Annotated in this window: 25 protein-coding genes, 1 tRNA gene and 1 pseudogene; 15 read left to right on the top strand and 12 right to left on the bottom strand. The window is 49.5% G+C overall.

What is annotated here, in order from left to right; translation table 11 throughout:
- Nucleotides 1-233: 233 nt before the first annotated feature.
- The 6 genes from HOJ08_00565 to HOJ08_00540 all read left to right on the top strand — a co-directional run bounded on the left by HOJ08_00565 (nucleotide 234) and on the right by HOJ08_00540 (nucleotide 3,570).
- Nucleotides 234-1,322 carry a hypothetical protein gene (locus tag HOJ08_00565; protein MBT5671927.1) on the top strand — a complete coding sequence of 363 codons (1,089 nt, stop codon included), beginning with the start codon at nucleotides 234-236 and terminating at the stop codon, nucleotides 1,320-1,322.
- Nucleotides 1,319-1,615, top strand: a complete 297-nt coding sequence (locus tag HOJ08_00560) for a hypothetical protein (protein ID MBT5671926.1) — start codon at nucleotides 1,319-1,321, stop codon at nucleotides 1,613-1,615. Before HOJ08_00565 ends, HOJ08_00560 begins: the two co-directional genes overlap by 4 nt.
- Complete coding sequence (locus HOJ08_00555) at nucleotides 1,612-1,776, top strand: hypothetical protein (GenBank protein MBT5671925.1); 165 nt, start codon at nucleotides 1,612-1,614, stop codon at nucleotides 1,774-1,776. The genes HOJ08_00560 and HOJ08_00555 overlap by 4 nt, the downstream gene beginning before the upstream one ends.
- A 157-nt stretch (nucleotides 1,777-1,933) precedes the next feature.
- Nucleotides 1,934-2,018: transfer RNA gene (locus HOJ08_00550), tRNA-Leu, on the top strand.
- A gap of 62 nt (nucleotides 2,019-2,080) precedes the next feature.
- A complete protein-coding gene (locus HOJ08_00545; protein ID MBT5671924.1) occupies nucleotides 2,081-2,893 on the top strand; it encodes a dienelactone hydrolase family protein in 813 nt (270 codons plus the stop codon).
- Nucleotides 2,893-3,570, top strand: a complete 678-nt coding sequence (locus HOJ08_00540; GenBank protein ID MBT5671923.1) for an SOS response-associated peptidase — start codon at nucleotides 2,893-2,895, stop codon at nucleotides 3,568-3,570. The genes HOJ08_00545 and HOJ08_00540 overlap by 1 nt, the downstream gene beginning before the upstream one ends.
- 4 nt (nucleotides 3,571-3,574) lie before the next feature.
- Here HOJ08_00540 and HOJ08_00535 read toward each other — a convergent pair whose 3' ends face one another.
- The gene (locus HOJ08_00535; GenBank protein ID MBT5671922.1) at nucleotides 3,575-4,798 is read right to left on the bottom strand and encodes an MFS transporter; all 1,224 of its coding nucleotides are present in this window, start codon (nucleotides 4,796-4,798) and stop codon (nucleotides 3,575-3,577) included.
- A 212-nt stretch (nucleotides 4,799-5,010) separates the two neighbouring features.
- On the opposite strand from HOJ08_00535, the gene HOJ08_00530 reads away from it, so the two are divergent.
- Nucleotides 5,011-5,472 carry a hypothetical protein gene (locus HOJ08_00530; protein MBT5671921.1) on the top strand — a complete coding sequence of 154 codons (462 nt, stop codon included), beginning with the start codon at nucleotides 5,011-5,013 and terminating at the stop codon, nucleotides 5,470-5,472.
- 66 nt (nucleotides 5,473-5,538) lie between these two features.
- On the opposite strand, the gene HOJ08_00525 is transcribed toward HOJ08_00530, so the two are convergent.
- The 5 genes from HOJ08_00525 to HOJ08_00505 form a co-directional block, all read right to left on the bottom strand.
- On the bottom strand, nucleotides 5,539-6,306 hold the full coding sequence (locus HOJ08_00525; GenBank protein MBT5671920.1) for an NAD kinase: 768 nt from the start codon (nucleotides 6,304-6,306) through the stop codon (nucleotides 5,539-5,541).
- Between the two features lie 115 nt (nucleotides 6,307-6,421).
- Nucleotides 6,422-7,981: a hypothetical protein gene (locus HOJ08_00520; protein MBT5671919.1), complete on the bottom strand. Its 1,560-nt coding sequence runs from the start codon at nucleotides 7,979-7,981 to the stop codon at nucleotides 6,422-6,424.
- A gap of 28 nt (nucleotides 7,982-8,009) precedes the next feature.
- Nucleotides 8,010-8,939 carry an extradiol ring-cleavage dioxygenase gene (locus HOJ08_00515; GenBank protein MBT5671918.1) on the bottom strand — a complete coding sequence of 310 codons (930 nt, stop codon included), beginning with the start codon at nucleotides 8,937-8,939 and terminating at the stop codon, nucleotides 8,010-8,012.
- Between the two features lie 172 nt (nucleotides 8,940-9,111).
- Nucleotides 9,112-10,137: a GTP 3',8-cyclase MoaA gene (gene moaA, locus HOJ08_00510; protein ID MBT5671917.1), complete on the bottom strand. Its 1,026-nt coding sequence runs from the start codon at nucleotides 10,135-10,137 to the stop codon at nucleotides 9,112-9,114.
- A gap of 96 nt (nucleotides 10,138-10,233) precedes the next feature.
- Nucleotides 10,234-11,931, bottom strand: coding sequence for a PAS domain-containing protein (locus tag HOJ08_00505; GenBank protein MBT5671916.1), 1,698 nt, complete (start codon nucleotides 11,929-11,931; stop codon nucleotides 10,234-10,236).
- A 387-nt stretch (nucleotides 11,932-12,318) separates the two neighbouring features.
- Here HOJ08_00505 and mobA point away from each other — a divergent pair, with 387 nt between their 5' ends.
- Nucleotides 12,319-12,981, top strand: a complete 663-nt coding sequence (gene mobA, locus HOJ08_00500; GenBank protein ID MBT5671915.1) for a molybdenum cofactor guanylyltransferase — start codon at nucleotides 12,319-12,321, stop codon at nucleotides 12,979-12,981.
- Between the two features lie 22 nt (nucleotides 12,982-13,003).
- Here the strand turns inward: mobA and HOJ08_00495 are convergent, their stop codons facing one another.
- Together HOJ08_00495 and flgI are read right to left on the bottom strand one after the other, a co-directional pair.
- A complete protein-coding gene (locus tag HOJ08_00495; GenBank protein MBT5671914.1) occupies nucleotides 13,004-13,180 on the bottom strand; it encodes a DUF3553 domain-containing protein in 177 nt (58 codons plus the stop codon).
- 131 nt (nucleotides 13,181-13,311) lie between these two features.
- Nucleotides 13,312-13,607: pseudogene (gene flgI / locus HOJ08_00490) on the bottom strand (flagellar basal body P-ring protein FlgI).
- A gap of 334 nt (nucleotides 13,608-13,941) precedes the next feature.
- Between flgI and HOJ08_00485 the strand changes: the two are divergent.
- Both HOJ08_00485 and dksA read left to right on the top strand, forming a co-directional pair.
- The gene (locus HOJ08_00485) at nucleotides 13,942-14,334 is read left to right on the top strand and encodes a flagellar assembly protein FliX (GenBank protein ID MBT5671913.1); all 393 of its coding nucleotides are present in this window, start codon (nucleotides 13,942-13,944) and stop codon (nucleotides 14,332-14,334) included.
- Between the two features lie 130 nt (nucleotides 14,335-14,464).
- Nucleotides 14,465-14,881: an RNA polymerase-binding protein DksA gene (gene dksA, locus HOJ08_00480; protein MBT5671912.1), complete on the top strand. Its 417-nt coding sequence runs from the start codon at nucleotides 14,465-14,467 to the stop codon at nucleotides 14,879-14,881.
- 86 nt (nucleotides 14,882-14,967) lie between these two features.
- Here dksA and HOJ08_00475 read toward each other — a convergent pair whose 3' ends face one another.
- On the bottom strand, nucleotides 14,968-15,120 hold the full coding sequence (locus HOJ08_00475; protein ID MBT5671911.1) for a hypothetical protein: 153 nt from the start codon (nucleotides 15,118-15,120) through the stop codon (nucleotides 14,968-14,970).
- A gap of 514 nt (nucleotides 15,121-15,634) precedes the next feature.
- On the opposite strand from HOJ08_00475, the gene recA reads away from it, so the two are divergent.
- The gene (recA, locus tag HOJ08_00470; GenBank protein MBT5671910.1) at nucleotides 15,635-16,741 is read left to right on the top strand and encodes a recombinase RecA; all 1,107 of its coding nucleotides are present in this window, start codon (nucleotides 15,635-15,637) and stop codon (nucleotides 16,739-16,741) included.
- A 246-nt stretch (nucleotides 16,742-16,987) separates the two neighbouring features.
- Nucleotides 16,988-19,636 (top strand): alanine--tRNA ligase, encoded by a 2,649-nt coding sequence (gene alaS / locus HOJ08_00465; GenBank protein ID MBT5671909.1) that lies wholly within the window; start codon nucleotides 16,988-16,990, stop codon nucleotides 19,634-19,636.
- Nucleotides 19,637-19,725: 89 nt separating this feature from the next.
- Here alaS and HOJ08_00460 read toward each other — a convergent pair whose 3' ends face one another.
- Both HOJ08_00460 and HOJ08_00455 read right to left on the bottom strand, forming a co-directional pair.
- Nucleotides 19,726-20,940: an NADP-dependent isocitrate dehydrogenase gene (locus tag HOJ08_00460; GenBank protein ID MBT5671908.1), complete on the bottom strand. Its 1,215-nt coding sequence runs from the start codon at nucleotides 20,938-20,940 to the stop codon at nucleotides 19,726-19,728.
- A gap of 160 nt (nucleotides 20,941-21,100) precedes the next feature.
- Nucleotides 21,101-21,685 carry a TIGR00730 family Rossman fold protein gene (locus HOJ08_00455; GenBank protein ID MBT5671907.1) on the bottom strand — a complete coding sequence of 195 codons (585 nt, stop codon included), beginning with the start codon at nucleotides 21,683-21,685 and terminating at the stop codon, nucleotides 21,101-21,103.
- Between the two features lie 210 nt (nucleotides 21,686-21,895).
- Here HOJ08_00455 and HOJ08_00450 point away from each other — a divergent pair, with 210 nt between their 5' ends.
- The 3 genes from HOJ08_00450 to HOJ08_00440 all read left to right on the top strand — a co-directional run bounded on the left by HOJ08_00450 (nucleotide 21,896) and on the right by HOJ08_00440 (nucleotide 24,646).
- The gene (locus HOJ08_00450) at nucleotides 21,896-22,417 is read left to right on the top strand and encodes a cytochrome c (protein MBT5671906.1); all 522 of its coding nucleotides are present in this window, start codon (nucleotides 21,896-21,898) and stop codon (nucleotides 22,415-22,417) included.
- A gap of 112 nt (nucleotides 22,418-22,529) precedes the next feature.
- Nucleotides 22,530-23,420 carry a cytochrome c gene (locus tag HOJ08_00445; GenBank protein ID MBT5671905.1) on the top strand — a complete coding sequence of 297 codons (891 nt, stop codon included), beginning with the start codon at nucleotides 22,530-22,532 and terminating at the stop codon, nucleotides 23,418-23,420.
- Between the two features lie 113 nt (nucleotides 23,421-23,533).
- Nucleotides 23,534-24,646, top strand: a complete 1,113-nt coding sequence (locus HOJ08_00440; protein ID MBT5671904.1) for a LysM peptidoglycan-binding domain-containing protein — start codon at nucleotides 23,534-23,536, stop codon at nucleotides 24,644-24,646.
- A gap of 8 nt (nucleotides 24,647-24,654) precedes the next feature.
- Here HOJ08_00440 and HOJ08_00435 read toward each other — a convergent pair whose 3' ends face one another.
- Nucleotides 24,655-25,125: a hypothetical protein gene (locus HOJ08_00435; protein ID MBT5671903.1), complete on the bottom strand. Its 471-nt coding sequence runs from the start codon at nucleotides 25,123-25,125 to the stop codon at nucleotides 24,655-24,657.
- Nucleotides 25,126-25,285 lie beyond the last annotated feature (160 nt).

Raw genomic sequence — 25,285 nt, 5'->3', positions numbered from 1 at the left:
GGGAAAGGATCAAACGGAAAACCATGGAAACCCGGCGCTTGCAATACCGCAAATACGCCGCTTAATATGATCAACCAGATGGGCCAGACCCTCTCTTAGATCAGGCCGCCAGATGTTCCATTTTATATGACGACGGACAGTACCCATTATCAGGCCCATAGCCGCTCCAATCGTTCTCATGCCCCCCCCCCTCTTTTTTGGCCGATTTTGCCGGCGTGGTGGGGATTGACCAAGTGCAATTCACCCGTGCGTCTTCCGCCACCTATCTCGATTCGTCCCGGATCATGCAAACGGCCTCTACGAATGAGCCCCGCCTTGACCATGACCCCGTAACGGGTGAAAGCCTTGGGCTACTAGTTGAGAATGCGGCTGCAAACTTACCAACTGGCATCTCAGACCTTTCAAATTGGTCGGTCGTAAATGCAACTTACACACTAAATGATGCCCTCGCACCAAATGGCACAACCACGGCGGAAAAATTAGTTTCAACAGGCGATGGCAACGCGGTCATAGATTTTACCCCGGCCAATACTAACAATCACAAGTGGTCGTTCTGGCTCAAGTCGGCGACAGGCGGCAATTTTTCTATCACCTGTATTGTGGCTAGAATGGGGCCTTTCGGTGGCGTTGTCGCGGGCCTTGTTTTGTATAATATCACAACAGAATGGCAACGATTTGAGTATGATTACAACCCCCTAGATACGACGAGCCACCGTCTTATTCTTGGCGGCTTTAACTCGTTTCTTTCTGGCGAAGAATTATATTTCTGGGCACCAAATAATGTCGAAGGCTCTGTCCTAACCAGCACAATTCTGGGCGGCACCCGCGCCGCAGATATTCCGACTGTTTCGGACGTAAGCTGGTTCAATGATGGTGGGGATGGCACCTTTATTGTTGAAGCATCCAAGATGCAGGCCAACGATCTGTGGTCCAATATTTTAGTAATTGAAAGTGCTTCAACTGACAGAATTTTGATCCAAGCCACTGACCCGGGGACATCCCCTGCCAACGCGACAAGGTTTGGTATTGGAGAAAGCGCAACATTTGGTGTGTTGGTGGACGGGGACGCAGGTTATTGGAGTGCTGCCAACTCACAACAAATAGGCGTAGCGTGGACAGGGGCGGGGGATGACGCCGTTCTTGTTACAGATGGCGCGGTTAAAGCAGCAGACATTAGTTACATAGTCCCCACGGGTAACACGGAACTCGCAATTGGCTATGACCCCGGCACGATAGACCGTGAATGGGATGGACACGTTGCACGGATCACCTATTACAACACCCGGCTATCTAACGCCCAAATACAGGTACTAACAGCATGATCGATATATTCCTAAAAGCCCCCGACAAAACAACCCTTCTGGCTGGACTGCCTTTCGTTAATATGCTTGAAGGTGGACCAGCTTGCTACACCCACGAATATGCTCTGGACCTGATCGGGCCGGTTGTGACGATCCCGGCCACCTTTGATGCGGAGGGTGCAGAATTGACCCCAGCCGTTTTTGACAGCCAGTTCCACGCGAATCTTCGCTTGCTTGATGAAAGCCTGGAAGTAGACATCGGCATGACGATCATTATTGCGGCACCGAATAATCCTCGGAGGGCCTGGGCATGAGTGAGACCCGTGATATGGCCGTTAAGGCGCTTACCCAGATTGAATCACACGAAAGGATTTGTGCTGCCCGATGGACAACGGTTCGGAATGTCATGGTCGTTATCCTGTTTAAAATGGGTGCCTTGATAGGCATCCTCATATGGAAACTGGTGTTAGATTGACGATTTAAGGAATGATTTTGGCTTGTTTTGCCCCCAGGCACCCAATTTGGGTGTTTGGGGGCCCTTTTTTTGTGCCTGAATTTTAAAAAAGAGACTTTGTTGCATGGGAGCCATTGCATTGCCGCGCCAAAATTTACATTATCCGGGCAAGACCCGTGCGGGTGTGGTGAAATTGGTAAACACAAGGGACTTAAAATCCCTCGGCTTCGGCCTTGCCGGTTCAAGTCCGGCCACCCGCACCATTTTATTGTGTCGGAATTAAATTGATCGGCAGTTTCAAGCAGATCAGTAACAAGGGGGAAGTATGGCCACAGATAAAGACATCATCGTTAAAGATGTAACCTGTGCCGGAGGGATGCCAGCCTATGTGGCAAAACCTTCGGATGAGGGAAAAAATGCATCCATTGTGTTGATGCATGAACGCTATGGCCTTGTGGACCATACCAAGGATTTAGCCAGGCGGTTTGCACACGATGGCTATACCTGTATTGCGCCCGATACTTTCTTCTGCCACCCCGATCAGGATGCATTACATCGCGGGGACGATCGTTACGACCTGACAGATGATGAAGCCGTGGAAAACCTTTCTGCGGCTATGGATGCGCTGGAAGCAAATGAAGGCTCCGATTTATCTCGCTGTGCTGTTATGGGTGTTTGCCAAACTGGACGTCACCCATTGATTCTTGCGACCAAGCGGCCAATCGCAGCTGCACTGGTTTGGTATGGAGCAGCATCGAAGCGCGAATGGGAGGTGAACGATTGCCAACCCCGCGCACTGGCAGAGGTGATTGCCGACCTTGACTGCCCGGTGTTTGGATCATTTGGTGAGGCAGATCACATTATTTCTTTGGATGACGTCAGACGTTTTAGAAACTGCCTTGAGGACAATCTGAAATCATATTCGATCAACCTCTTTCGTGGTGCCCCCCATGGTTGGCTGAATGACACCATGCCGGGACGGTATCGCAAGGAACAGGCGGAGACTGCCTGGGCCACACAACTTGAATTCCTTGCGTGGTTATTTGACCCCGCACGAGACAAATCAGAGATCGAATGGGATTTCAATTGTGGATCGTCATCTGATTATGATTTTTCCAAGAACGTGCGCCTTGAGTAATGTGTGGTCGATATGCCATCAGCTCGCCGCCTGATACATTAGCGAAGTTTTTGGGTGTAACGGGGGCGCTACCAAATTTCCCAGCGCACTATAATTGTGCCCCGACCCAACCCTTGCCAGTGGTTCGAAAATCTGCCCGAGGTGGGCGGGAATTCAGCTTCATGCAATGGGGGCTGGTGCCATCGTGGTCAAAGGGGCCAGATACGCGTTTTTCGATGATTAATGCACGTGCAGAGACTGCTGCGATTAAACCGGCATATCGGGGGCCTTTTCGTCAGCACCGTTGTTTGATTCCGGCAGATGGTTTTTATGAATGGCAGAAAACCGAAGACGGAAAGCAGCCCCATTTCTTTTCCCTTAAAACAAAGGAACCCCATGGTTTTGCAGGGTTGTGGGATGAGTGGATGGGCCCCCATGGCGATGAAATATTGTCTTTTTCTATCATTACCACCAAGGCGAATGCTTTGGTCCGCCCAATCCATGACCGTATGCCGGTGATTTTGTCACCAGAATACTATGGTGCATGGTTGGGGGAAGATGAGCCACAATCACCCAAAGTCCTTGAGGCGCTTCTCCTGCCTTTCCCGGCAGAGGAAATGCAGTGCTATCCTGTCAGCCGTCGTGTAAACAGTCCCGCAAATGATGATGCGGATTTGGTGATGCCACTTGCTGGGTGAAGGCTTAAGCGTTGGTTGGGGATGCTAGGGGACGTGCTACTTTTTCATCATTCAGCGAGACATGCAGTAGGGATGCAATTAAGCCAAGCCCGATGGATCCCCACCAGATTAAATTGTAGCTTCCCGTTTGATCATAGAGAATGCCACCCAACCAGACGCCAAAGAAGCTGCCAATTTGGTGGCTTAGAAATACAATCCCGTAGAGGGTCGCCATATAGCGTGCACCAAATATGTGGGCGACCAGGCCAGAGGTTAGGGGAACTGTTGCAAGCCACAAGAGCCCAAGGACGGCCGAAAAAATAAGAACGGTTGTCGTGTTGATTGGCATGAAAAGAAATACAAGGAACAAAGCGGATCGCAAAAAGTACATGATGCCAAGAAGGTATTTTTGACGAAAATACCCGCCCAGTACCCCGGCGGTGAATGTTCCAATAATATTAAAAAATCCAATGACGGCGAGCGATAGCGCCGCGATGGATATGGGGATAGCATGATCAGAAAGGTAAGCAGGCATGTGGGCTGTAACAAACCCGATTTGCCAGCCACAAACAAAAAACCCGCTGGTTAAAAGAATGTAACCGGAATGCCCACGTGCTTCGACCAGGGCTTGGCGTAAGGTTTGTTCCGTATTCTCGCCTTCTGGCATTTTTGGTTTTCCTGTCAGGGCGGCAGCAAGGGGAACCATGAAAGCGGTCATGAGGGCAAGTAGGATCAGGGCCATTACCCACCCATAATTGGAAATGAATACTTGGGCCATGGGGATCACCAGTAATTGCCCTGATGAGCCACCGGTGCTGGCGATGCCCAGGAAAAGACTTCGGCGTTTTTCAGGAACCGAACGCCCAACGATTGCCAAAATAATGGGATAGCCACAACCGGAAAGGGCAAAGCCAATCATGAGGCCATTCGATAAAAGAACATCACCCGGGCTGGTTGCCTGCGACATCATGTAAAGGCCCAAGGCATAAAGGATACCCGCACCCGCAATAATTTTTCCTGAACCCCACTTGTCAGCAACGGCACCGATGAAGGGTTGGCTTAGCCCCCATACCAAATTCTGGGTAGCGAAAGCAAATGCGAGGGATTCCCGGCCCCATCCTTGGGCGCTTGAAATAGGTTCCATAAACAGGCCAAAGGTTTGGCGTGTCCCAATTGAAAGAATGAGAACAATTGTGCCAAAGAGCAAGATGACGACAGGCGTTTTCCAACGAGCAGAGGATGCATTCATAGGGTGTGAACCTTGATAATCATGATATTTCAATGAGTTAATAGGTTCTGAGCGTGTGCGTCAATTTATATAGCAATGTTATATTTGGGTGTTTGTTGGGATTGTTCACGAAAATGTGCAGCAAGGTGATTTTGATGTGGAGGCTACTCCATATAAATTACATATGAACAAGTGGTGCCTTGGCAGATCAGGGCTTTTTACGGGGAATTATTATGAAAATCCTATGGCGTATTTCAGCCCTTTTTATTGCGGTGTTTGTAATTGAAGGCCCGGTAAGGGCGGCTGATACACCGAGCATTATAACGTTGACGCAGACGGGATGTCAGTTTGTTGAATCTGAAAATGGCATCAATCATATGTTTCACACGACCAAGTCTGAAGATTGTCATGACATTAATAAGAGGACCGGTGCCCAGCGATTAAAAAAATCCAAGGTTTATCGTCTAAAACCGGGAAAATATATTTTTCGAGTAACAAATAAGAATGTTCCCTATCCCCTAGGGTTTTGGTTAAGGGGGCGTGGTTTGGGACGAATTACATTGCCCAGCGTATCAGGTGGCGGGTTGAATAAAGGGGTGACGAAGGATTACCGGATTTCGCTAAGGTCTGGGGAATATTTCTATTCCTGTCCTTTGAATCCGACGATTAATTATCGCTTGATTGTCGAAGGATAGAATTTCTTCCACCAAATGAAAAAGCCCCAGGTGATAAATAGCCAGCGGCTTTGTGCATTTTCAGGATCAGGGCAAAAATTGTTCCCGGATGATCCGTTCCTCAAGATTGTGTTCGGTATCGAATAAAAGGGTTAGAGAATGGCTCTGGTCTTCGGAGACGCTAACTTCTGTGACATCGCGAATTTCCGTGAAGTCAGCAACAGCGCTGATTGGCCGTTTGTCAAATTCCAGGGTTTCGAAGGTCACTTGTGTGGATGCCGCTAAAAGTGCACCTCTCCATCGGCGGGGCCTGAATGCACTGATTGGTGTAAGGGCTAAAAGATCAGTCCCAATGGGGATGATTGGGCCATGGGCGGAAAGATTGTATGCGGTGCTTCCTGCCGGGGTGGACAGCAGTACACCATCACAAATCAGTTCTTCCAGGCGCGTTACACCATCAAGCTTGATACGAATTTTTGCAGCTTGGCGGGATTGGCGGAGCAGAGAAACTTCATTGATGGCCAGTGCCTCATGGATTTCCCCTAAGACGGTCTTTGCCTGCATCCGCAATGGGTGCAGTGTAACGGCATCTGCAGAATCAAGACGCGATAAAAGGTTCGTTTCTTCATAACTATTCAGCAGAAAGCCGATGCTACCTCTATGCATGCCGTAAACGGGAATATTTTGATCAATAAACCGGTGTAATGTTTCCAGCATAAAACCATCCCCACCAAGGGGGACAATCACATCAGCCTGATCCGGGGGGCAATTCCCATATAATTTGGTAAGCGCCACCTGCGCCTGTATTGCTTGTGGTGCTTCTGCAGCAACAAAGGAAACTTTCTTGTAACGCACCTTGAGGCTCTCCGGGGTTTGTCAGTGAAACGTAAGCATTATATCTGAAACTTTACACGTTCCTAAGTGGATCGCTACCAAGACATTATTGTTTTGAACGTTTAGTAGCAAATCTCTAGCGGGGAGGGGGGATTTTTTTGAGGATATTTACAATGGTTATATTGCCTTCCAGGATGGAGAAATCCAGCGCTGTACGCCCCTTTTTGTCCTTTAAATGGGGGTTTGCCTTTACCTTGAGAAGTGTTTGCACTGTCTCAACATGACCATTCCATGCTGCGCGCATAATGGCCGTTATGCCTTCTTTATCTTTGGCATTTATGGGAATGCCAGAGGCAATTAATTTTTTTGCGACATTATGATGCCCATTGATGGAAGTCCACATGAGGGAATTCTTTCCGGTATTGTCAGTAGCGGCTAAATTGGCACCGTCATTTATCAACGTATTTACAATATCTATATAGCCACGCCATGCGGCTTCAATAACTGCACTTCGACCATCTTCATCTGTGCCATCGGCATCTGCACCTTGGGCCAAGAGCACATGGACAGATTCAACATCGCCAAGTGTTGCTGCAACCCGGAGCCGATCACTCAGTTCTGATTTAGATGCTTTCTTAAGATCTGATCCATGAATAAGAACCAGGACCTGTCGTAGTTGAAAGTTTCGTTTTCGGGCCTCCACGGCATCTCGTGAGGTCATATTTTTCTCGAGCTTATGCAAAGCTTCTCGAGCTTGTTTGATGCCTTGATCTGCTGCAATTGCCCACCAAGTATGTGCTTCAGCTACATTGCGTTCCATAATTCTACCCTCTGCGGAAAGAATACCTAAGGCAAGCTGCGCCGGCAGATACCCCCCAATGGCTGCACGGTTTAAAAGCTGGATAGCCTTCTTTTGTCCACCATCTGAAACATCTCCTGTGAGAATCATTTCTGCCAAAGAATATTGAGCATGAGCGTAGCCTTCTTCTGAGCGGCTTTTTAAACGTTTGGCTGTTTGTTCAAGTGCTGGATTTTTTTCTTTTGTTTGTTTTGTGTCGATGGTGGCTTCACGCAGGGATTTTAATCGCGGAATTTTATCAGCAAGTTCTCTAGAAAGTTTTGAAATTGCATCATTTGGAGGGGCTGGGTGAAAGGCTGCTGGCTTTGACAAGGATGAGAGGGCGGACAAGGGGGGAGGCGTATTTTGGAGGCTTGCTTTGATAGGGGCTTTCCCATTTTGGGGCGTAGGCGCATTCGGAGTTGGGAGGTTTTTTGTTGTCGATATGCCAGTGAAGGCCTTCAATGCATTATTCTTTTTTGCGGGTGCCCCTTCAGATTCTGAGGAAGGTCTTTTTTGGGGGGGCATTTTTGACGTTTGTTTGGATGAGATCGTTCCAACAAGTATTCCAGGCTTGCGCACACCCTTTGATGGGCTGTTTTGCTGCTTGGAATTAGGCTGCTTGGCCACGTCTTTCTTGGAATTAAGTGTGGGCAGCCTTTTGCGAGGGATGGTGTTTTTGGGGTGTTGCTTCTTCAGTTCCTGGATCTGCTGCTTTGATAAAACAACAACACGAAGTTGTGTCTCATCCGGGGCTTCCGACTCTGGCCATGGAATGCTCATGTTGGGAAACCCGAACAAAAGGGTGCCAAGAATGGTCATGTGGAGAATTGTTGAATATGTGCTGCCGAGGATCAATTTTAAAATCCTGCCTGTTATTATCAACTTAATCGGCGGGGGGAATAACAGCTACGCATTTGTTTGAATTCATGAGAAAACTTTCCATGAATTCACAATAGGTTGGTTTTTGGCCGACTTCTTCCATCGCACCGATCATGGGGCACCAGTTGACAAGCTCATGTTGGCCAGCATCTTCCAGCGTGGAAAGGGGCAAATCTCTCCAGGCAAGATAATTTCCAGACTTCAGTTCGTCAAACCGGGAGAGATCAGAATCTAAGTCTGGGTAGAAACCGTGGTTTTTTTCAGTCAAAAAAGCGTGGGAGAAACTGGCTGATGCAACAAGGGCGACGCGCCATGGGCTTGGTTCCAGGATGCGCGCAATGCTTCGACCTAATTCAAAACAGCGTTTAGGGGTGGGGGCAGAAGGGTCGGGCATTCTATCTTGGGCCTTGGCACCTTTTTCCACCAGTCCACCTTTGGCCTTAATCAAGGCAGATCCGTAGGCGTTGATAGCAAAGGGAAGGACCGGATAATCCCAGCCCTTTCTTTGGTGGTCAAGAAACATCAAGGTGTTTGTAAAGGCATGACCCAAGTATTCCTGATGTGGCAACGAGTAGCTGTATGCGGGATCAAACCCTTCTTCTAAAAGCGCATTGATAAGGAACCGGGCAACATCTGGGGCCCCTTGTATAGTGTTCACAAGATCAAAGGGATCATCCCAAATGTTGGGCGTTTTCCCACCTAGACCACGGGCACGAAGATATGGTTTTGACTTGAAGGATTCGCCCATGAAAAGGCAATAGGCAGGGATCAGGTCTTCTCTGAAGCATTCATATTGATCATCACCAAAAATAATGACTGCATCCGGCTTGAAGGCATCAAGTGCCTGGCGAACACGATCAAGGCCAGAAAAATATTGTTCACGGTGCCTGGCAGCAAAGCTGGCCCCTTCGTCGTTCCCCCATTCGTCGCGCATGTGCGCTGGCCACCCAGCTGGGGTCATCAGTGACTCGGGCAGGGACCCTTCTTCCAGGCGGTGCTTGATTCTTGCGGACATATCCTCATCAGAGAACATGTACCCACCGAAGTGACTTAGGCCAAGGCCGAGTAATTCTGCCACTGTTAAATTCCTTTAGGTTTTATGGCTTTTAACCGCCAGTGACACTCATATGGCGGGAAAGTGCTGGGCGACTGTTCCGTCTATCTATAACGAAATCATGGCCTTTGGGTTTTCTTGCAATGGCATCGTGGATGGTTTCGACAAGAAGCCCATTGTCATCGCTCGCCCGAAGTGGCGTGCGAAGGTCGGCGGCATCTTCCTGGCCAAGGCACATATAGAGCGTGCCCGTGCAGGTAACCCGAACCCGGTTACACCCCTCACAAAAATTATGGGTAAGCGGGGTTATGAAGCCGAGCAATTGACCCGTTTCTTCGACCTGTACATAACGCGATGGCCCGCCTGTCCGAAACTCTGTGTCATTCAGGGTCCAGTTTTTCTCAAGTTCTGTTCTGGCGACAGAAAGTGGCAAGTAGTTATTGGTGCGATCTTCTGATATCTCACCCAGAGGCATGGTCTCGATCAGGGTCATGTCGCATTTGCGATCTCCACACCATTGGACCAAATGATCCAGTTCATCATCATTGATCCCTTTAAGGGCAACTGTATTGATTTTGACTTTGAGGCCAGCTTCGAGGGCGGCATCAATTCCTGCCAGCACCTTGTTGATATCCCCCCAGCGGGTCAGGGCCCGAAATTTCTCTGGATTAAGCGTATCTAGAGAAACATTGATACGGCGTACCCCGATCTCGGCAAGAGGACGCGCAAAACGAGAAAGTTGGGAGCCATTGGTTGTAAGGGTTAGCTCATCCAGGGCGCCCGATTGAAGGTGTCGCCCAAGATTTTCAAACAAGGTGATGACATTTTTACGGACCAGAGGTTCCCCCCCGGTGATGCGAAGCTTTCGGACGCCAAGATCAACAAAGGTTGTGCAGAGCCGGTTTAGCTCTTCCAAACTTAAAACTTCTGATTTTGGCAAAAAAGTCATGTCCTCTGCCATGCAGTACTGGCAGCGAAAATCACATCGGTCTGTAACCGAAACGCGTAAATAACTTATGGAACGTCCAAATGGATCTATCATGGGGGGTCCTTGGGTGCATTTCTTCAGATTAGACATTATAAATCGAAGGCACGGGGGAACCAAGGATGTTCTACTCCTTGTGGTCCGGTAGTAAGATGCAAAAAATCTTGAAACTGGTGGCTACCAACAGTTTTAGTGGGTTTTTAGGGATAATAGAAAGGTGAGACGTGCGCCCTTGGCGGCACTTTCGACAATAACCTCCCCTCCCATCAGGCGAGCAAGGTGGCGGGAGATATTCAACCCCAGTCCTGTTCCTTCAATGCCCCGGGCAAAGATGTTTTTATCAACTTGATAAAAACGGTCGAAAATACGTTTTTTTTCAGCATCTGGGATGCCAATGCCGGTGTCCCAGACGGTTATGGCAATGTGGCCATCTTGGCGTTCAGAAACATCAATGCCAATGCTGCCATGATCAGGTGTAAATTTGATAGCATTCCCAAGAAGGTTCACCAGAATCTGTCGACCACGGAGCCTATTCATATCTGCGATAAGATTATTTGGGATATCGCCCATGACAACATTGAGATCTTTCCCGCTGGCTTTTGGTCGCACCATTGATGTTGCTTCTGTTACCAGATCGCATATGCGTACCGGGGTGGTCTCTATTGACACTTCGCTATTTTCGATATTAGCGGTATCAAGAATGTCACTTATGATTCCAAGAAGATGTGATCCCGCTTCATGAATTGACGAAAAATATTCGCTATAAGCTGTATCAAGAGGTCCATGAATCCTTTTTATGGCGGCGTCTGAAAATCTTATAATACAATTCGGTGGGGTTCTCAGTTCGTGGCTCATCATGGCCAGAAAATCCATTTTGGCCTTGTCTGCCACCTGGGATTGTTCAAGGGCACCCGCCAGTTCTTCATTTCTGTTTCGTAGCGCTTCAAAGGCATCTTCAAGTTTTACCCTTGTTTCAAGGGCCGACTTTTCCGCTTTAAATCTTCGGGTTACATCGGTTCCTGTCCCTCTAAATCCTTCAAACCTGCCACTTATTTCATTAAAAATTGGGACGCCGCTTAAATGAACGTATCGGATGTCACCTTGTTCAGTTGGCATCAAGAAAGGCCTGTTCCTAAACGGGCGGAAATTTTCCATATCCTTCTTGGTATCTGGTATCTCAGAGTTTTCAGAATCAAATTCACCGAGGGTGAAAAGATGCCGTCCCTGAAAAACCTGGGCCGGGACGTTCAAAATTTCTGATACCCGGTGCGTAATGAAGGTCAGATTGAAATTATGATCTACAGTCCACAACCAGTCAGAAGAAGAGCGGATGACATCTTGAAGCCAGCTTTCCATTTCACCGGCTTTTTGATTTGCCTGGGACAGTGATGTGACGTCTTCATAAATCCCCGCAAATCCGATTAGGGTATTTTCAGTGTTTTTAATCGAGAAGTGACGGGAAATGAAATAGCGGTCTTCGGTATTGGCTTCTCCATCAGATTTCACGGTATCGGAGCGCCGAATTTCTTCACCATCAACGTACAAACGTTCGATGATATCCATCAGGCCGGGAGGCGTGTCATCAATACTCCGCAGTTTCTCATGGCCCTTTGTTTTAAATAGCAGGGGAGCGAGTTCACGAAAAGCATTGCTGGCAGAAACAAGCTTGCCTGAGGTGTCGGTCACATAAAGAGGGGCAGCTCGGTCAAGAAGCGCTGCCATCAAGGCATCATATTCTGGACCTTTGGAGGCTAACGGTGTCTCGGCACTTGTTCCTTGTGGGAATGGGCGCATTTGTTGTGCACCGGATTTATCGGGAGACACAGCCCCCGATTCTTGAATAGTGCCCTGCAGAAGGTCGCGGAATTTATTATTTGCAGCACTCATTACGCCCTGAACCCCATAGACGGTTATATGATCCACGCACTTAACAGGCTTGCGAGACCATTCCGTCCTTCATTGTTGATGCTCCCAAGTGGAATATCCCCCCACTGCGAAAACATATTTGTCTTCAATCTCATGGATCGGAGACATTGATTTATCACGCACTTTTAATGTCTGATTCCCGTGAAAACTTACAGTCAGGAAACCATTAAATTAAAATTAACGCTTAGATAGTGAACACGTATTTATGAATCATCAAGTTTATTCAATGGGATAAAGTTGATTCACAAAGTATGATCTTAGCCGAGTTTCATAACGCATTATCGGTTGTCTTCGTTCATAGCGGGCAGGCTACTATGATGAAGCGCTCAAATGGCGAGGGTTTAAATTATGTTTCTGGATGATTTGGAATCTGCATCACAGGGCACAGAAACCATCGGCCTTATCCTTGCGGGGGGGCGGTCAAGTCGGTTCGGGAATCGGGATAAATGTTTCGAATTGCTTGGGGGGCGGCCTCTGATAGACCATGTTTTGGATCGGGCAAATAGACAGGTTGGTGATCTATTGGTTAGTTCCGATCAGAACCCTGAGCGTTTTAAAGAAAAGGGAATTCCTGTTATTCCCGATGGTATTCCGGAATACGCTGGTCCGCTTGCAGGATTGTTGTCAGTTCTGGATTGGATGGAAGGGAATGCAGGTCAGTTCCGTCAATGGGGGTGGATTGCAACCTTTCCCGTGGACTCTCCATTTTTCCCAGAAGATATGGTCGATCGGTTGATGACCGCAGCAAAGCACAATGGGCAACCTGTTATTGCCTCATCGAATGGGCGAGCCCATCCTGTATTCGGTTTATGGCCAAGGCACATAAGGCAACCATTGCGGGCATTTATTGATGCGCCTGGGCGACATAGATTGCTGGATTTTTCCGAATCTATAGATGCTGTAACTGTTTCATTCAAGGCACCAACCATTGATCCCTTTTTTAATATTAACACGCCTGATGATCTTGAATGTGCCAATCAGTTTTTGGCCGATGGATGCGCACCAGAATAATTATTAAAGCGGAATGGGGAACTTACTTTGCCGGGGTATCAGACAGTAAGGTTATAATATTGCCTAAAATTAATTGTTTTCCGGCATGTTCAAAATTAACTGTGATCCTGTCTCCAATGACCGATTGGACCTGTCCAAGTCCCCATTCAGGGCAGTCAGGATGGCGAACGAAATTTCCAGGTGTGGGTGACGGGTTTATGTTTTCTGGAGTATCAACCATTGCTCTTAACCTTTTTTTATCGCTCTTCGTATGCGCTAATTGCATTATGAATGCTGCAACTCTAAATGTGATAATTTAATGGACCATAAGCTGGACCCCAGAATTACAGAACTTCCATTAATATTGACACCAAGGCGTTCCAGCATGCCGATAAGACTTTGTTTGGTGAACGGGGCGTTTGTGAGGCCATCACCGGTGCTGCCGAGACCAACAACAATGCCGTAACCAACTAGTTTCCCCGAATGCCTTCGAAACTGGCGATGTCTTTAATCCGCGAGGATGCTTTTCCCTGGCCGGGCCAGATGATTGCAATGGCGGCGGTCAGGACCAGAAAGAAAAGGGCAGCAAACCGGCGCTGGCTATTATTGGGTTTGAAACGGGATAATCCGGCAGATGATAATGACATTTTGGCACCAAATGAGTTAATTCACAGAATTCTGTCCCCCTTAGTTCAGCGAATTTCGTGCCAAGATAGCATTTCAGATAACATATTGTTATAAAAGGAAAAAAATATAATTTTGAATGTTCTGAAGTGGCATTTTTGGTTGTTTGGGCAAGCAATACCGCCATGGGCGGCAATTTTTTTCCCCGGCTAAAGCAGGGTCGAGCCATAAAAACCAGTGATTTACACCATATTAACCAGGCGCGATCATCATACGCATCGGAAGCAGGATGGTTTCCTTGCCAGCGCAAACCGTGAGCAAGTTACGATAAAAATTCCCCGGATGGGTTCCCCGTCATTGACGTCAGTTCGCCGTTCATCCCAGTCGAAGGGATCTTCGTCGAAGAGTTTTGGCGATCATATGAATGCCAAAGAAGCTTCCGTATCCAGTGGGGTTTGTCGCGCTGCAGGTGTTTCTGCTGTCGATTCGCTTTTGGCGATCCAGGAAGTCGATACCGCGAGAGACCGTCCAGCGAAGGCTAAACAACGGGCAGAAGATATCCTCGATCGTTTAGATGAACTTCGTTACGGCCTGTTGGTTGACGCATTTTCACGTCGGCAGTTGGAAAAATTGGCTGAATTGGTCAGGAATAAGCGCCAAATGGTGGATGATCCGGCGCTTTCAGAAATTCTGGATCAGGTGGAATTACGGGCAGAAATCGAGTTGGCCAAGTACGCCACACTTGATTGAGAGCACCCCCCTAAATAACTACTTGAAATTAAATAAAAATTTTTTAAAAAACCGGGCTTGCGGAAGGGCCATTGTATTTTATATACTCCGCGCCATTTCGTCTGTTCGTCTATCGTGGGTGGGATTCCAAATGCCTGTAAAGCTTCCGCGTAATTATCGGCCATCTGAAGATGAGTCGTTCATGAATGCCAAGCAAAAAGAATATTTTAGAAAGAAACTTCTTTCTTGGCGAGAAGACATTCTGAGTGAAACTTCGGAAACGTTGCAACACCTCCAGGAAGGTGGGTTTCAAGAGGCGGATATTGCAGACCGTGCTTCTTTGGAGACTGATCGTTCGCTTGAACTCAGGACTAGGGATCGTGCCCGCAAGCTGATATCCAAAATTGATGATGCCTTGAATCGTATTGAAGAGGGTACTTACGGTTATTGTGAAGAAACGGATGAACCCATAAGCCTGAAGCGTCTGGAAGCGCGGCCGATTGCCACTCTTTCCATAGAGGCCCAGGAACGCCATGAGCGCCTGGAAAGAACACACAGGGATGACTAGACCCAGTTTCTGATGCCAATTCTTGAAGATTACATGAAAAAGGCCGGGGTTTTTGCCCCGGCCTTTTCAGTTGCGCTCGTTACGTATTAGAACGGATATATGATATCGAAGATTCGGGTGCCATAGCGTGGCTGTTGGACGTCTGACATTCGTCCTCGGTCGCCGTAAGCAATGCGGGCCTCAACAATTTTTTCATAAGAAATTGTGTTGCTGGAACCAATATCTTCCCGCCGAACAATCCCTGGAGGTTCTGGCCAGTACCAAAGAGCCCGTAGACCTGATTGTTTCCGATGTGGTGATACCCACCCTGGATGGCCCTAGCCTGATCCGCCAGGTGCGCGAACAAAACCCGATGATGAAAGTGATCTTTATTTCAGGCTACGCTGAAGACGATTTCCGCGAGGAAATCGAACGCGAGGACCGCATCCACTTCCTCTCCAAACCCTTCTCCCTCGAACAACTCGCCAGCAAAGTCAAAGACGTGCTGGCGTAATAGGCCCCCCCCCAAATACTGGCGAAAAAGGCAAGCATTGCCGTGAATAAAAACAGAACATGAATTGATTATCTGTTGTTATTCAACAACTTAATAAAACCCCTTGTGCATGAGAACAAAATGTGAACAAATGTATTCCCGGAAGGTTAGGGAACAGGGGCGTGGGGCCGGGACACGCTGGGGTCAAATAAAATTAGGACTCAGAAATTGCTGAGTTGTGTTGGCCCCGCCCATATGAAATAAACGAAGGAGATTTTCTAATGGCGACGGCGTTGCATCTCGTGGACAAAAAAAATTCAGGTAAAGAAAAAGCGTTAGAGGCGGCACTCAGCCAGATCGAACGTAACTTTGGCAAAGGCTCAATTATGAAGCTTGGCCAAGGCACCCCGCTCGAAGAGATTGAAGCCATCTCTACGGGCTCTCTTGGTTTGGACATTGCCCTTGGCATTGGCGGCTTGCCCAAGGGGCGGGTGGTTGAGATTTACGGCCCTGAATCATCGGGCAAGACAACCCTTGCCCTTCATGTGGTGGCAGAGGCCCAGAAAAATGGGGGCGCTTGCGCCTTTGTGGATGCCGAACATGCTCTTGACCCGGTCTATGCCCAAAAATTGGGGGTTGATGTCGGGGAATTGCTGATCTCCCAGCCCGATGCCGGGGAACAGGCCCTTGAAATCGCCGATACGTTGGTGCGTTCCGGTGCTGTGGATGTGTTGGTGGTTGATTCAGTTGCGGCCCTGGTGCCACGTGCAGAACTAGAAGGCGAAATGGGCGATCACCATGTTGGCCTTCAGGCCCGGCTCATGAGCCAGGCCCTTCGTAAATTGACCGGTTCCATCGCTAAATCACAATGTATGGTGATTTTCATCAACCAGATCCGTATGAAGATCGGTGTGATGTTTGGCAATCCCGAAACCACGTCAGGTGGAAATGCGCTGAAATTTTATTCTTCTGTCCGTCTTGATATTCGCCGCATCGGTGCCATTAAGGATCGTGAAGACATCGTTGGTAACCAAACCCGGGTCAAAGTGGTGAAAAACAAGGTCGCACCGCCGTTTAAGACCGTGGAATTTGATATCATGTATGGCGAAGGCATTTCAAAGCGCGGTGAATTGATCGATCTTGGGGTCAAGGCCGGGCTGGTTGAAAAATCCGGCACCTGGTTCTCGTGTGGAGAAACCCGCATTGGACAGGGCAGGGAAAATGCCAAAAAGTTTCTTTTGGAAAACCCGGAAATGGCAGCATCTCTGGAACAATCTATTCGTGAAAACGCGGGTCTGGTCTCCGAAGCCATGCTGAAAGAATCGCCAAAAGCCAAAGACACAGATGACGATGAAGACAACCTTGATGGTTTAGACGACGATAAATAATGGACCACATGGGGCCTGAAATGCCCGGTCCACCTTTGTTTGTTACCCCTAATCTCAGCCCCTGCCATGAAAATGGCGGGGGCTTTTTAGTCCAAAACCATATTTAGCGTTTCCAAAGATCAAAAACTTCCAGTCCTTAAGCGCGGATAGCTTTTGAAATTTGCCGCCATACCCTGTAAAAGCAGGGGCTTGAGCCGGTGGGAGGGAAGTTGCCTTACCGGGGCCTTAAACAGGAACGAGATGTTTATGACCAGCACCAATGATATAAGGGCGGCATTCCTGAATTATTTCAGGGAAAAAGATCATGAAATTGTCGCCTCTGGCCCCCTTGTTCCCCATAACGATCCAACCTTGTTGTTTACCAATGCGGGCATGGTGCCGTTCAAGAACGTCTTTACCGGCATCGAGACCCGGGACATTCCTCGTGCGGCCAGTTCGCAAAAATGTGTGCGCGCCGGGGGCAAACATAATGATCTTGAAAACGTTGGCTTTACCGCGCGCCATCATACGTTCTTTGAAATGCTGGGCAATTTTTCCTTCGGCGATTATTTCAAGGAACGCGCAATCGAGCAGGCCTGGCATTTACTGGTAAAGGAATTTGGCCTTGATCCGGCGAAGCTTCTGGTGACGGTCTATCATGATGATGATCAGGCGTTTGACCTGTGGAAGAAAATTGCGGGTCTAAGCGAAGATCGCATCATCCGCATTCCAACATCGGATAATTTCTGGTCCATGGGTGAAACCGGGCCTTGTGGGCCGTGTTCGGAAATATTCTATGATCACGGGGCCGAAATCGAAGGTGGTCCACCGGGGTCTGCTACCGAAGACGGTGATCGCTTTATTGAAATCTGGAATCTGGTGTTCATGCAATATGAACAGGTGGATAAAGATACCCGCCGTGATCTGCCTCGCCCATCCATTGATACAGGCATGGGTCTTGAACGCCTGGCTGCGGTTTTGCAGGGCAAGCATGATAATTATGACATTGATTTGTTTCGCCACCTGATTGAGGCTTCGGCCGATGTAACCAAAACTGCCACAGAAGGCCCCCATGGGGTGTCTCACCGGGTGATCGCCGATCACCTGCGCTCGGTTTCCTTTTTAATCGCTGATGGGGTGATGCCGTCCAATGAAGGCCGGGGTTATGTTCTGCGTCGCATTCTGCGTCGCGCCGTGCGCCATGCCCATATCATGGGCTGCACCGATGCCGTGTTGCACCAATTGGTACCAGCCTTGATTACAGAAATGGGTCAGGCCTTCCCGGAACTCAAACGCGCCGAAGCGTTGATCACAGAAACGCTGAAAATGGAAGAAAGCCGGTTCCGCACTACCTTGGAGCGGGGGCTTGGCCTGTTGGCAGAAGAAACCCAAAAATTGCCTGACGGGGCCGTATTGCCGGGCGATGTTGCCTTTAAATTATACGACACCTTCGGCTTTCCACTCGACCTGACCCAGGATGCCTTGCGTGCAGAAGGGCGGGGTGTGGACACAGACGGTTTCGATGAAGCCATGAACCGCCAACGCGCAGACGCCCGCGCGGCCTGGTCTGGCAGTGGTGAGGCGGCCACCGAAGAAGTGTGGTTTGAACTCCGTGACACCCTGGGCGCGACAGAATTCCTGGGCTATGACACCGAATTTGCCGAAGGCGCCATCACGGCCATCTTGGTTGATGGCGACCTTAAAGATGATGTCACTGAAGGTGAGACCGCCGCCATCATTACCAACCAGACGCCCTTTTATGGCGAATCGGGGGGGCAATCAGGCGATTGCGGCATCTTGTTTTCAAAAGACGGCACTGAATTTACCGTTGAAAGCACCCAGAAACGTTTGGGCGACATGATTGTCCATATGGGAACTGTGACCCGGGGCAAACTTGCCAAAGGGGATGTTGTCGAATTGCGGGTGGATGGGAATAAGCGCAATGGGCTTCGGGCCAACCATTCCGCCACCCATATTCTTCATGCAGCGCTGCGTGCGCATCTTGGGGATCATGTGACCCAAAAGGGTTCCATGGTGGCTGCTGATCGTTTGCGGTTTGATGTCAGCCATCCCAAACCAATGAAACCCGATGAACTGGCCCAAGTGGTGTTTGATGTAAATGCACAAATTCGGGCCAATATGGATGTCCACACCCGCATCATGACCCCGAAAGAAGCGGTCGATGCGGGCGCCATGGCATTGTTTGGTGAAAAATATGGCGACGAAGTCAGGGTTGTTGCCATGGGCGAGTATTCCACGGAATTATGTGGCGGCACCCATGTCAGTCGCACCGGCGACATCGGCGGTTTTCGCATTATCAGTGAAACGGGTCTGGCCGCAGGGATAAGGCGGATCGAAGCCGTGGCGGGTGCGGCTGCAGATGCCTATGACGCCGCCAATATGAATTTATTGATGCAAACGGCAGATGTTTTCAAAAGCCCCCTCCAGGATATTCCAGCCCGGGCAAAGCAATTGCTGGATGATCGCCGTGCCCTTGAACGGGAAGTGACAGACCTTCGCAAAAAACTCGCCCTGAGTGGCGGTGCCAGTGGTGCGGGTGGCGATGCCGGTGATGAGCCCGATGATGCCCGCGAAGTGGCCGGGGTGCGATTGGTGACCCGGGTTCTGGATGGGGTTCCGGCAAAGGACCTTAAATCCATGGTCGATGCGTTCAAAAAACAGGGGTCTGGCGTTTATGCCGTGATCAGCGCCATGGATGGCAAGGCGTCTATCGTTGTTGGGGTGACCGAAGATTTGGTGGACCGCTTTAATGCGGTTGATCTGGTTCGGGCCGGCTCAGAGGCGCTGGGTGGCAAGGGTGGTGGCGGGCGTCCCGACATGGCCCAGGCGGGCGGCAGCGATGCCAGCGGTGCCGATGGGGCCTTTGATGCCATTGCTGCGTTGATGGATCAATAAGCCCCATAAACCCCACTTACGAAGAGGGCCCTCAAAATGAGAGCCCTCCAAGTCAATATTCAAAAATACTTCCTGTTGAAAATCTGCCTTTAGGCCATTTTCTTTCGCAGGTTTTCGTCCAGCTTATCGAGGAATTCTTCCGTGTTGAGCCATTTTTGATCAGGACCGATCAGGACCGCCAGATCCTTGGTCATGTGGCCTGATTCAACGGTTTCAATACAGACGGCTTCCAGCGCATCGGCGAAGGCCACAACATCGGGGGTATCATCGAAATTGCCCCGGTATTTAAGACCTTGTGTCCACGCAAAGATGGATGCGATTGGGTTGGTAGAGGTCTGGTTGCCCTTTTGATGTTCCCGGTAATGACGTGTGACCGTGCCATGGGCGGCTTCGGCTTCGATGGTGTTGCCATCGGGCGTCATCAAGACGCTGGTCATCAGGCCCAATGAGCCAAAGCCCTGCGCAACCTGATCGGACTGGGTGTCGCCATCATAGTTCTTGCAGGCCCAAACAAAGCCACCATTCCACTTCATGGCGCAAGCGACCATGTCGTCAATCAGGCGGTCTTCATAGACGATGTTCTTTGATTCAAATTTTTCTTTGAATTCGGCATCAAAGACTTCCTGGAAAATCTCGATGAAACGCCCGTCATAGACCTTTAAGATGGTGCTTTTGTGCGAGAAATACAGCGGCCATCCGCGTTCATAGGCATAGGCCATACAGGAACGGGCAAAGCCCCGGATTGAATCATCCAGATTATACATGCTGAGCGAAATGCCAGAGCTTGGGAATTCAAAAATTTCCCGCTCGATGATGTCGCCGCCGTCTTCGGGCTCAAATTTGATGGTCAATTTACCTTTGCCGGGCACCTTGAAATCCGTGGCGCGGTATTGATCACCAAAGGCATGACGTCCAATGACAATCGGCTGAGTCCAGCCCGGCACCAGACGCGGCACATTTTCACACAAAATCGGTTCGCGAAACACGGTGCCGCCGATGATGTTGCGGATGGTTCCATTAGGGGAACGCCACATTTCCTTGAGATTAAATTCTTTCACCCGCCCAGCATCGGGGGTGATGGTCGCGCATTTGACCCCAACGCCATATTTTTGGATGGCTTTGGCGGAATCAATGGTGATTTGATCACCAGTTGCGTCGCGGCTTTCGACACCCAGATCATAATATTTGAGGTCGACATCAAGATAGGGGAGGATCAATTTTTCTTTGATGAACTGCCAGATGATTCTGGTCATTTCGTCGCCATCAAGTTCGACGATAGGCGTTTTGACCTTAATTTTGGCCATGGGGGGTCCTCCCGGTGCTGATTGGATGTTGTTAATGAAGAAGCAGGTTGGCGTGATCAGCCAACCAGTGCCCGAAATAATTCGGCAAGATATCAGACCTGCCCGGGAGTGCAAGTCCCTCCGGGATTGATGCCTGAAAAAACGTGGCTTTTGGCTGTTCCTAAAGGCGTTCGGGGCGTTCTTCAAGGAAGGATTCAGGGAGTTCTTCAATGGCGGGCAACACTTCCTCAGGGCTGGAAACCACCGTATAGAAGGTGCGGAAGACATCGTGGGCGAACCCATTTTCAATGGTGTGCTCCATCAGGTCCAAAAGGGGCTGCCAGTAACCGCCATCATCAACGATAACAATGGGTTTGGCATGGAGGCGAAGTTGACGCCAGGTGATGATTTCAATGGTCTCATCCAGAGTTCCGGGGCCACCGGGAAGGGTGACAAAGGCATCTGATTTATCAAACATCATGCGTTTGCGCTCATGCATGGATTCGACGACGATCATCTCGCTTAACCCATCATGGGCGAGTTCAACCTTTTTAAGGTTGCTGGGGATGATGCCGGTTACCCGCCCGCCAGCTTTCAGGACCGCATCGGCGACCGTGCCCATAAGCCCGACCTTGCCGCCACCATAAACCAGTTCCAATCCAGCCTCGCCGATCAAACGACCGAGCAGGTCTGCTGCTTCGTTATAACGGGGGTCATTGCCCATGGAAGAGCCGCAATAGATGCATATAGATTTTATGTCTGCCATTTTTAGGCCCTTTCCAAGTAAGCAACATGCGCAGTTAATCAGAAAACATTTGGTGGTGATAAACAGATGAATACGATAATAATCGCAAACGGTTATGCCATGATTCCGCTATAATTGGATGATGGACTGCTATGTGGGGTTATGACACTGGAATTAAAAATACAGGGTTAAGATACTAAAAAAAATCATAAAAATTTATCGGAGGCTTCAATGTTAAAATTGATTTCAATTACATCTTTTGTCGCGGTCACGGCTTTGGCCGTGGGCGTTTCATTTGCTCCAGTCGCAAACAGTGCTGAAAAGGGTGTTTATGGGTCCCAGGCCGGGGTTCAGGTCGCAGCGGTTGCCGATACGGTCAAGGCGCGCATAAAGCTTATGAAATCCACGTCCAAGACGTTCAAGAAAATCCGCAAATTGGCAAAAAAGGCCAAGGTTGGACCTAAAGGCGCGGCACAGGCGGTGGCCATTCATGCTGCTGGCAAAAAATTTCTTGGCATGTTTCCCAAGGGAACTGGTTCCGACATGATGAAAAACCGGGCCAAGCCGGAAATTTGGTCAGATTGGGCAAAGTTTGAGTCGAAAGCCAAAGCGTTCACCAAGGCAACGGCCAAGATGGTCCAGGTCACCCAGGCAGGGGATGGGGGCGCCATCAAGGCTGCGGTCAAGGCTGTTCGGGCCGGGTGCAAGGGATGTCACAAGCCATTTCGTGGGCCTAAGCCAAAGAAGAAATAAAGGATGAAAGGGCCGCGGGGTTTCTCGTGGCCCTACTTCCATGATTTACCGCTTTGTTTTTCATATATGTGCTGTCTGGTTCGTAATTGTCTTTGTTACGGGCGTCCTTGTTATGGGCGTACCCGGTCATGCATTGGCTTTTGGGCCATCTTCTGAAACCCTGGCGCGCGGGGCCTATCTGTTTGCCGCAGGGGGGTGCCGGAATTGCCACACGGATACCAAAAATAAAGGCCCATTGCTTGGCGGCGGTTCTGCAATTGAAACCCCGTTTGGTGTTTTTTACGCGCCCAATATCAGCCCGGATAAAAAATTTGGCATTGGCAGCTGGAGCGATGCAGATTTTAAAAAGGCCATGCGCGAAGGGGTTTCTCCTTCGGGGCAACACTATTATCCAGCCTTTCCCTATACCGCCTATACGTTGATTCATGACGGGGATTTAGCCGACCTTAAAGCGTATATTTTTTCATTGAAGCCGGTATCAAAACCGTCTCAAACCCATGCGCTTCGGTTTCCATTCAACATGCGCGCCGGAATGTGGTTCTGGAAACTGTTGTATTTCAAACAGGGGCCTTATGTGACAGCCCCCTATGCGCCCCCGGCTCATGTGCCGGCATCCCAAAAATCCGATGTCGCATCAGCCGAGTGGAACCGGGGGGCCTATTTGGCCAATGCCTTGTTCCATTGTGGGGAATGCCACACACCGCGCACCATGCTGGGGGGGCTGGATCGTGCCAGATCAATGGCCGGGGCAGCAATTGGCCCGGGCGGGAAATCCGTACCAAACATTACCCCTGCGCTGAAAACCGGAATTGGCCGCTGGTCACACTCTGAAATGATGGATTTATTATCAGAAGGTGGGCTGCCCGATGGGGATTTTGTAGAAGGAAAGATGAGCGAAGTGGTTGAACATGGAACGTCACACTTAATTGAACGCGACCAAAAAGCCATTGCCATCTACTTTAAAAGCCTGAAAAGCATTGAAAATGATGTCTCGAAGGAATGACCCTGCGCATTCTCTTGCATCGGGGCGGGGTTTTCCTCTGCATTGCACCACCCCTGGCAAGCGTTTAGGCTAGCCGCTCATCACTTTTCCTGTTCCGGGTTTCGGAGCAATTCATGACTGAAAGGACTGCAAGCGTGAACAGGGCTCTCATCAGTGCCATTGCCGGCGCGGTTGTTCTCGTGGCGGCCTTATTGCTGAATTTTTATATGGGTTCCAGTGATGAGGATGGGGCACAGCCTCCCGCGATTGATGCCGCTATGTCTAATCCCTCGGGGTCGAAGCCTTCGGTGCCACAGCCAAAGGTCCCTAAAACCAATTCGGGGCTTTCCGCACCAGAAATTGAGGCTCGCAATAACAGAGGCAGTTTCGATATTGTTCGGGTCAGCCCGGAAGGAAATGCTGTTATCGCCGGCCGTGCCATGCCCGGGGCCGAGGTTCGGGTTCTGGATGGCGATACCCTTGTCGGTAAGGTCAAAGCCGACAAGAAAGGCGAATGGGTGCTTGTGCCTGAAAAACATTTTAAATCAGGCACTCGACGGTTGCGGCTTCGTATCCAGACAGATGATGGAAAGACCCGGGACGTTGGCGGAGAAGTTATTTTGGTCGTGCCTGAAAAAGGCCGGGATATTGCCGGACGTATGGGTGAGGGCCAATCGGGTGTTTTAGCCCTTAAAATTCCGGGTCCCGGGCCCAATTCGGGTAATGGCAGTGGCCCAGCGCCAAGCAAAATTCTTCAAATTCCGGGTGACAGTGGGGGCAACGCCGATCAGGCCGGGCTTTCCATTGATGTGATTGATTACGATGATTTGGGCCGTGTTAAAATGGCTGGCGGGGCAAGCGCGGATGCTCAATTGCGCTTTTATCTTGATAACAAACCTTTGGGAAAATCTGTCGGGGGCAAGGATGGGCGTTGGGCCTTTTCGCCTGGGGGTGTTGTGGCCCCCGGCACGTACCGGCTTCGGTTGGATGAATTGGGAGATGCAGGACAGGTTGCCCGCCGCATCGAAATACCCTTTCAAAGGGCCAAAAAACCAGAAAATCTGCCTGATATGAAGGTTGTCGTTGTGCAGCCGGGAAACAGCTTGTGGCGTATTGCCCGGCGCAGTTATGGCCAGGGCATTCAATATACGGTTATTTACAAAGCCAATAAGGCGCAAATCCGCGACCCGGATTTAATCTTTCCAGGTCAGATATTCTCGATCCCAAAAGGGGGAGAGGGTAAATAGGATTTAGTTCAGGATGTTTCTGAAGCCGGGTCAGTCTCTGTAAACGCTGCTTCTGTATCTGCTTCATTTTTATCCTGAAGGCCAAGGATTTCAGATAATCCGGGCATGTAATCAGACAGGACAAGCAGGGCCGGGCGCATTTCTGTAAGCAAACGAATGATGGCGCTCACCAATGTGACAGCAGATAGTTTTTCAGACAGGGTGCAGCTATTTTGCACTGTGATGATTTGGTGGGGATCAATGATGACCATATCATCGGTCGCCCTTCCCAGACGGTAAGTAATATCCAAAAGGGTTTTGCGTTCTTCCGAAGATTCTACAGAGTAGGGAATGTTTCCCAATGTAATGGTGAGTTTTAGCTCGAAGCCATCATCATTCGCGCTAACAGCGCCGTTAACGGGAAGTTCTCCGTAGACGAAACATAATTTTGCTTCGTTCTTAACGTCAGGGGTCTCGTTACCTGAAAAAATATGCGGCATTTGGCCACTCTCAGTCAGCGTAGGCAATGTCGTGTAGCCGTTCTCAGTTGTACTTTTGGAAGTCAGCATTGAATCCATGACTATGCTTAGCAAATTCATCCTTTATAAACGGTAAACTTTGTAAAAGAACGCCATGGCCAGAACCGTTATTTTAGGCCAG

Source organism: Rhodospirillales bacterium, assembly GCA_018666775.1.
GTDB lineage: Bacteria > Pseudomonadota > Alphaproteobacteria > SMXQ01 > SMXQ01 > JABIXC01.
The sequence above is the reverse complement of the archived record's forward strand: the minus strand, read 5'-3'. Positions and strand labels throughout refer to the sequence as shown.

Excerpts from the sequence above, each read along its gene's own strand:
- HOJ08_00515 (MBT5671918.1), bottom strand. The coding sequence starts at position 8,939 with ATGCGCGACGAATGGGGGAACGACGAAGGGGCCAGCTTTGCTGCCAGG.
- HOJ08_00455 (MBT5671907.1), bottom strand. The coding sequence starts at position 21,685 with ATGGCAGACATAAAATCTATATGCATCTATTGCGGCTCTTCCATGGGC.
- HOJ08_00540 (MBT5671923.1), top strand. The coding sequence starts at position 2,893 with ATGTGTGGTCGATATGCCATCAGCTCGCCGCCTGATACATTAGCGAAG.
- HOJ08_00445 (MBT5671905.1), top strand. The coding sequence starts at position 22,530 with ATGGGCGTACCCGGTCATGCATTGGCTTTTGGGCCATCTTCTGAAACC.
- HOJ08_00545 (MBT5671924.1), top strand. The coding sequence starts at position 2,081 with ATGGCCACAGATAAAGACATCATCGTTAAAGATGTAACCTGTGCCGGA.
- mobA (MBT5671915.1), top strand. The coding sequence starts at position 12,319 with ATGTTTCTGGATGATTTGGAATCTGCATCACAGGGCACAGAAACCATC.
- HOJ08_00505 (MBT5671916.1), bottom strand. The coding sequence starts at position 11,931 with ATGAGTGCTGCAAATAATAAATTCCGCGACCTTCTGCAGGGCACTATT.
- dksA (MBT5671912.1), top strand. The coding sequence starts at position 14,465 with ATGCCTGTAAAGCTTCCGCGTAATTATCGGCCATCTGAAGATGAGTCG.
- alaS (MBT5671909.1), top strand. The coding sequence starts at position 16,988 with ATGACCAGCACCAATGATATAAGGGCGGCATTCCTGAATTATTTCAGG.
- HOJ08_00530 (MBT5671921.1), top strand. The coding sequence starts at position 5,011 with ATGAAAATCCTATGGCGTATTTCAGCCCTTTTTATTGCGGTGTTTGTA.
- HOJ08_00450 (MBT5671906.1), top strand. The coding sequence starts at position 21,896 with ATGTTAAAATTGATTTCAATTACATCTTTTGTCGCGGTCACGGCTTTG.
- HOJ08_00440 (MBT5671904.1), top strand. The coding sequence starts at position 23,534 with ATGACTGAAAGGACTGCAAGCGTGAACAGGGCTCTCATCAGTGCCATT.
- recA (MBT5671910.1), top strand. The coding sequence starts at position 15,635 with ATGGCGACGGCGTTGCATCTCGTGGACAAAAAAAATTCAGGTAAAGAA.
- HOJ08_00560 (MBT5671926.1), top strand. The coding sequence starts at position 1,319 with ATGATCGATATATTCCTAAAAGCCCCCGACAAAACAACCCTTCTGGCT.
- HOJ08_00555 (MBT5671925.1), top strand. The coding sequence starts at position 1,612 with ATGAGTGAGACCCGTGATATGGCCGTTAAGGCGCTTACCCAGATTGAA.
- moaA (MBT5671917.1), bottom strand. The coding sequence starts at position 10,137 with ATGTCTAATCTGAAGAAATGCACCCAAGGACCCCCCATGATAGATCCA.
- HOJ08_00460 (MBT5671908.1), bottom strand. The coding sequence starts at position 20,940 with ATGGCCAAAATTAAGGTCAAAACGCCTATCGTCGAACTTGATGGCGAC.
- HOJ08_00535 (MBT5671922.1), bottom strand. The coding sequence starts at position 4,798 with ATGAATGCATCCTCTGCTCGTTGGAAAACGCCTGTCGTCATCTTGCTC.
- HOJ08_00435 (MBT5671903.1), bottom strand. The coding sequence starts at position 25,125 with ATGCCGCATATTTTTTCAGGTAACGAGACCCCTGACGTTAAGAACGAA.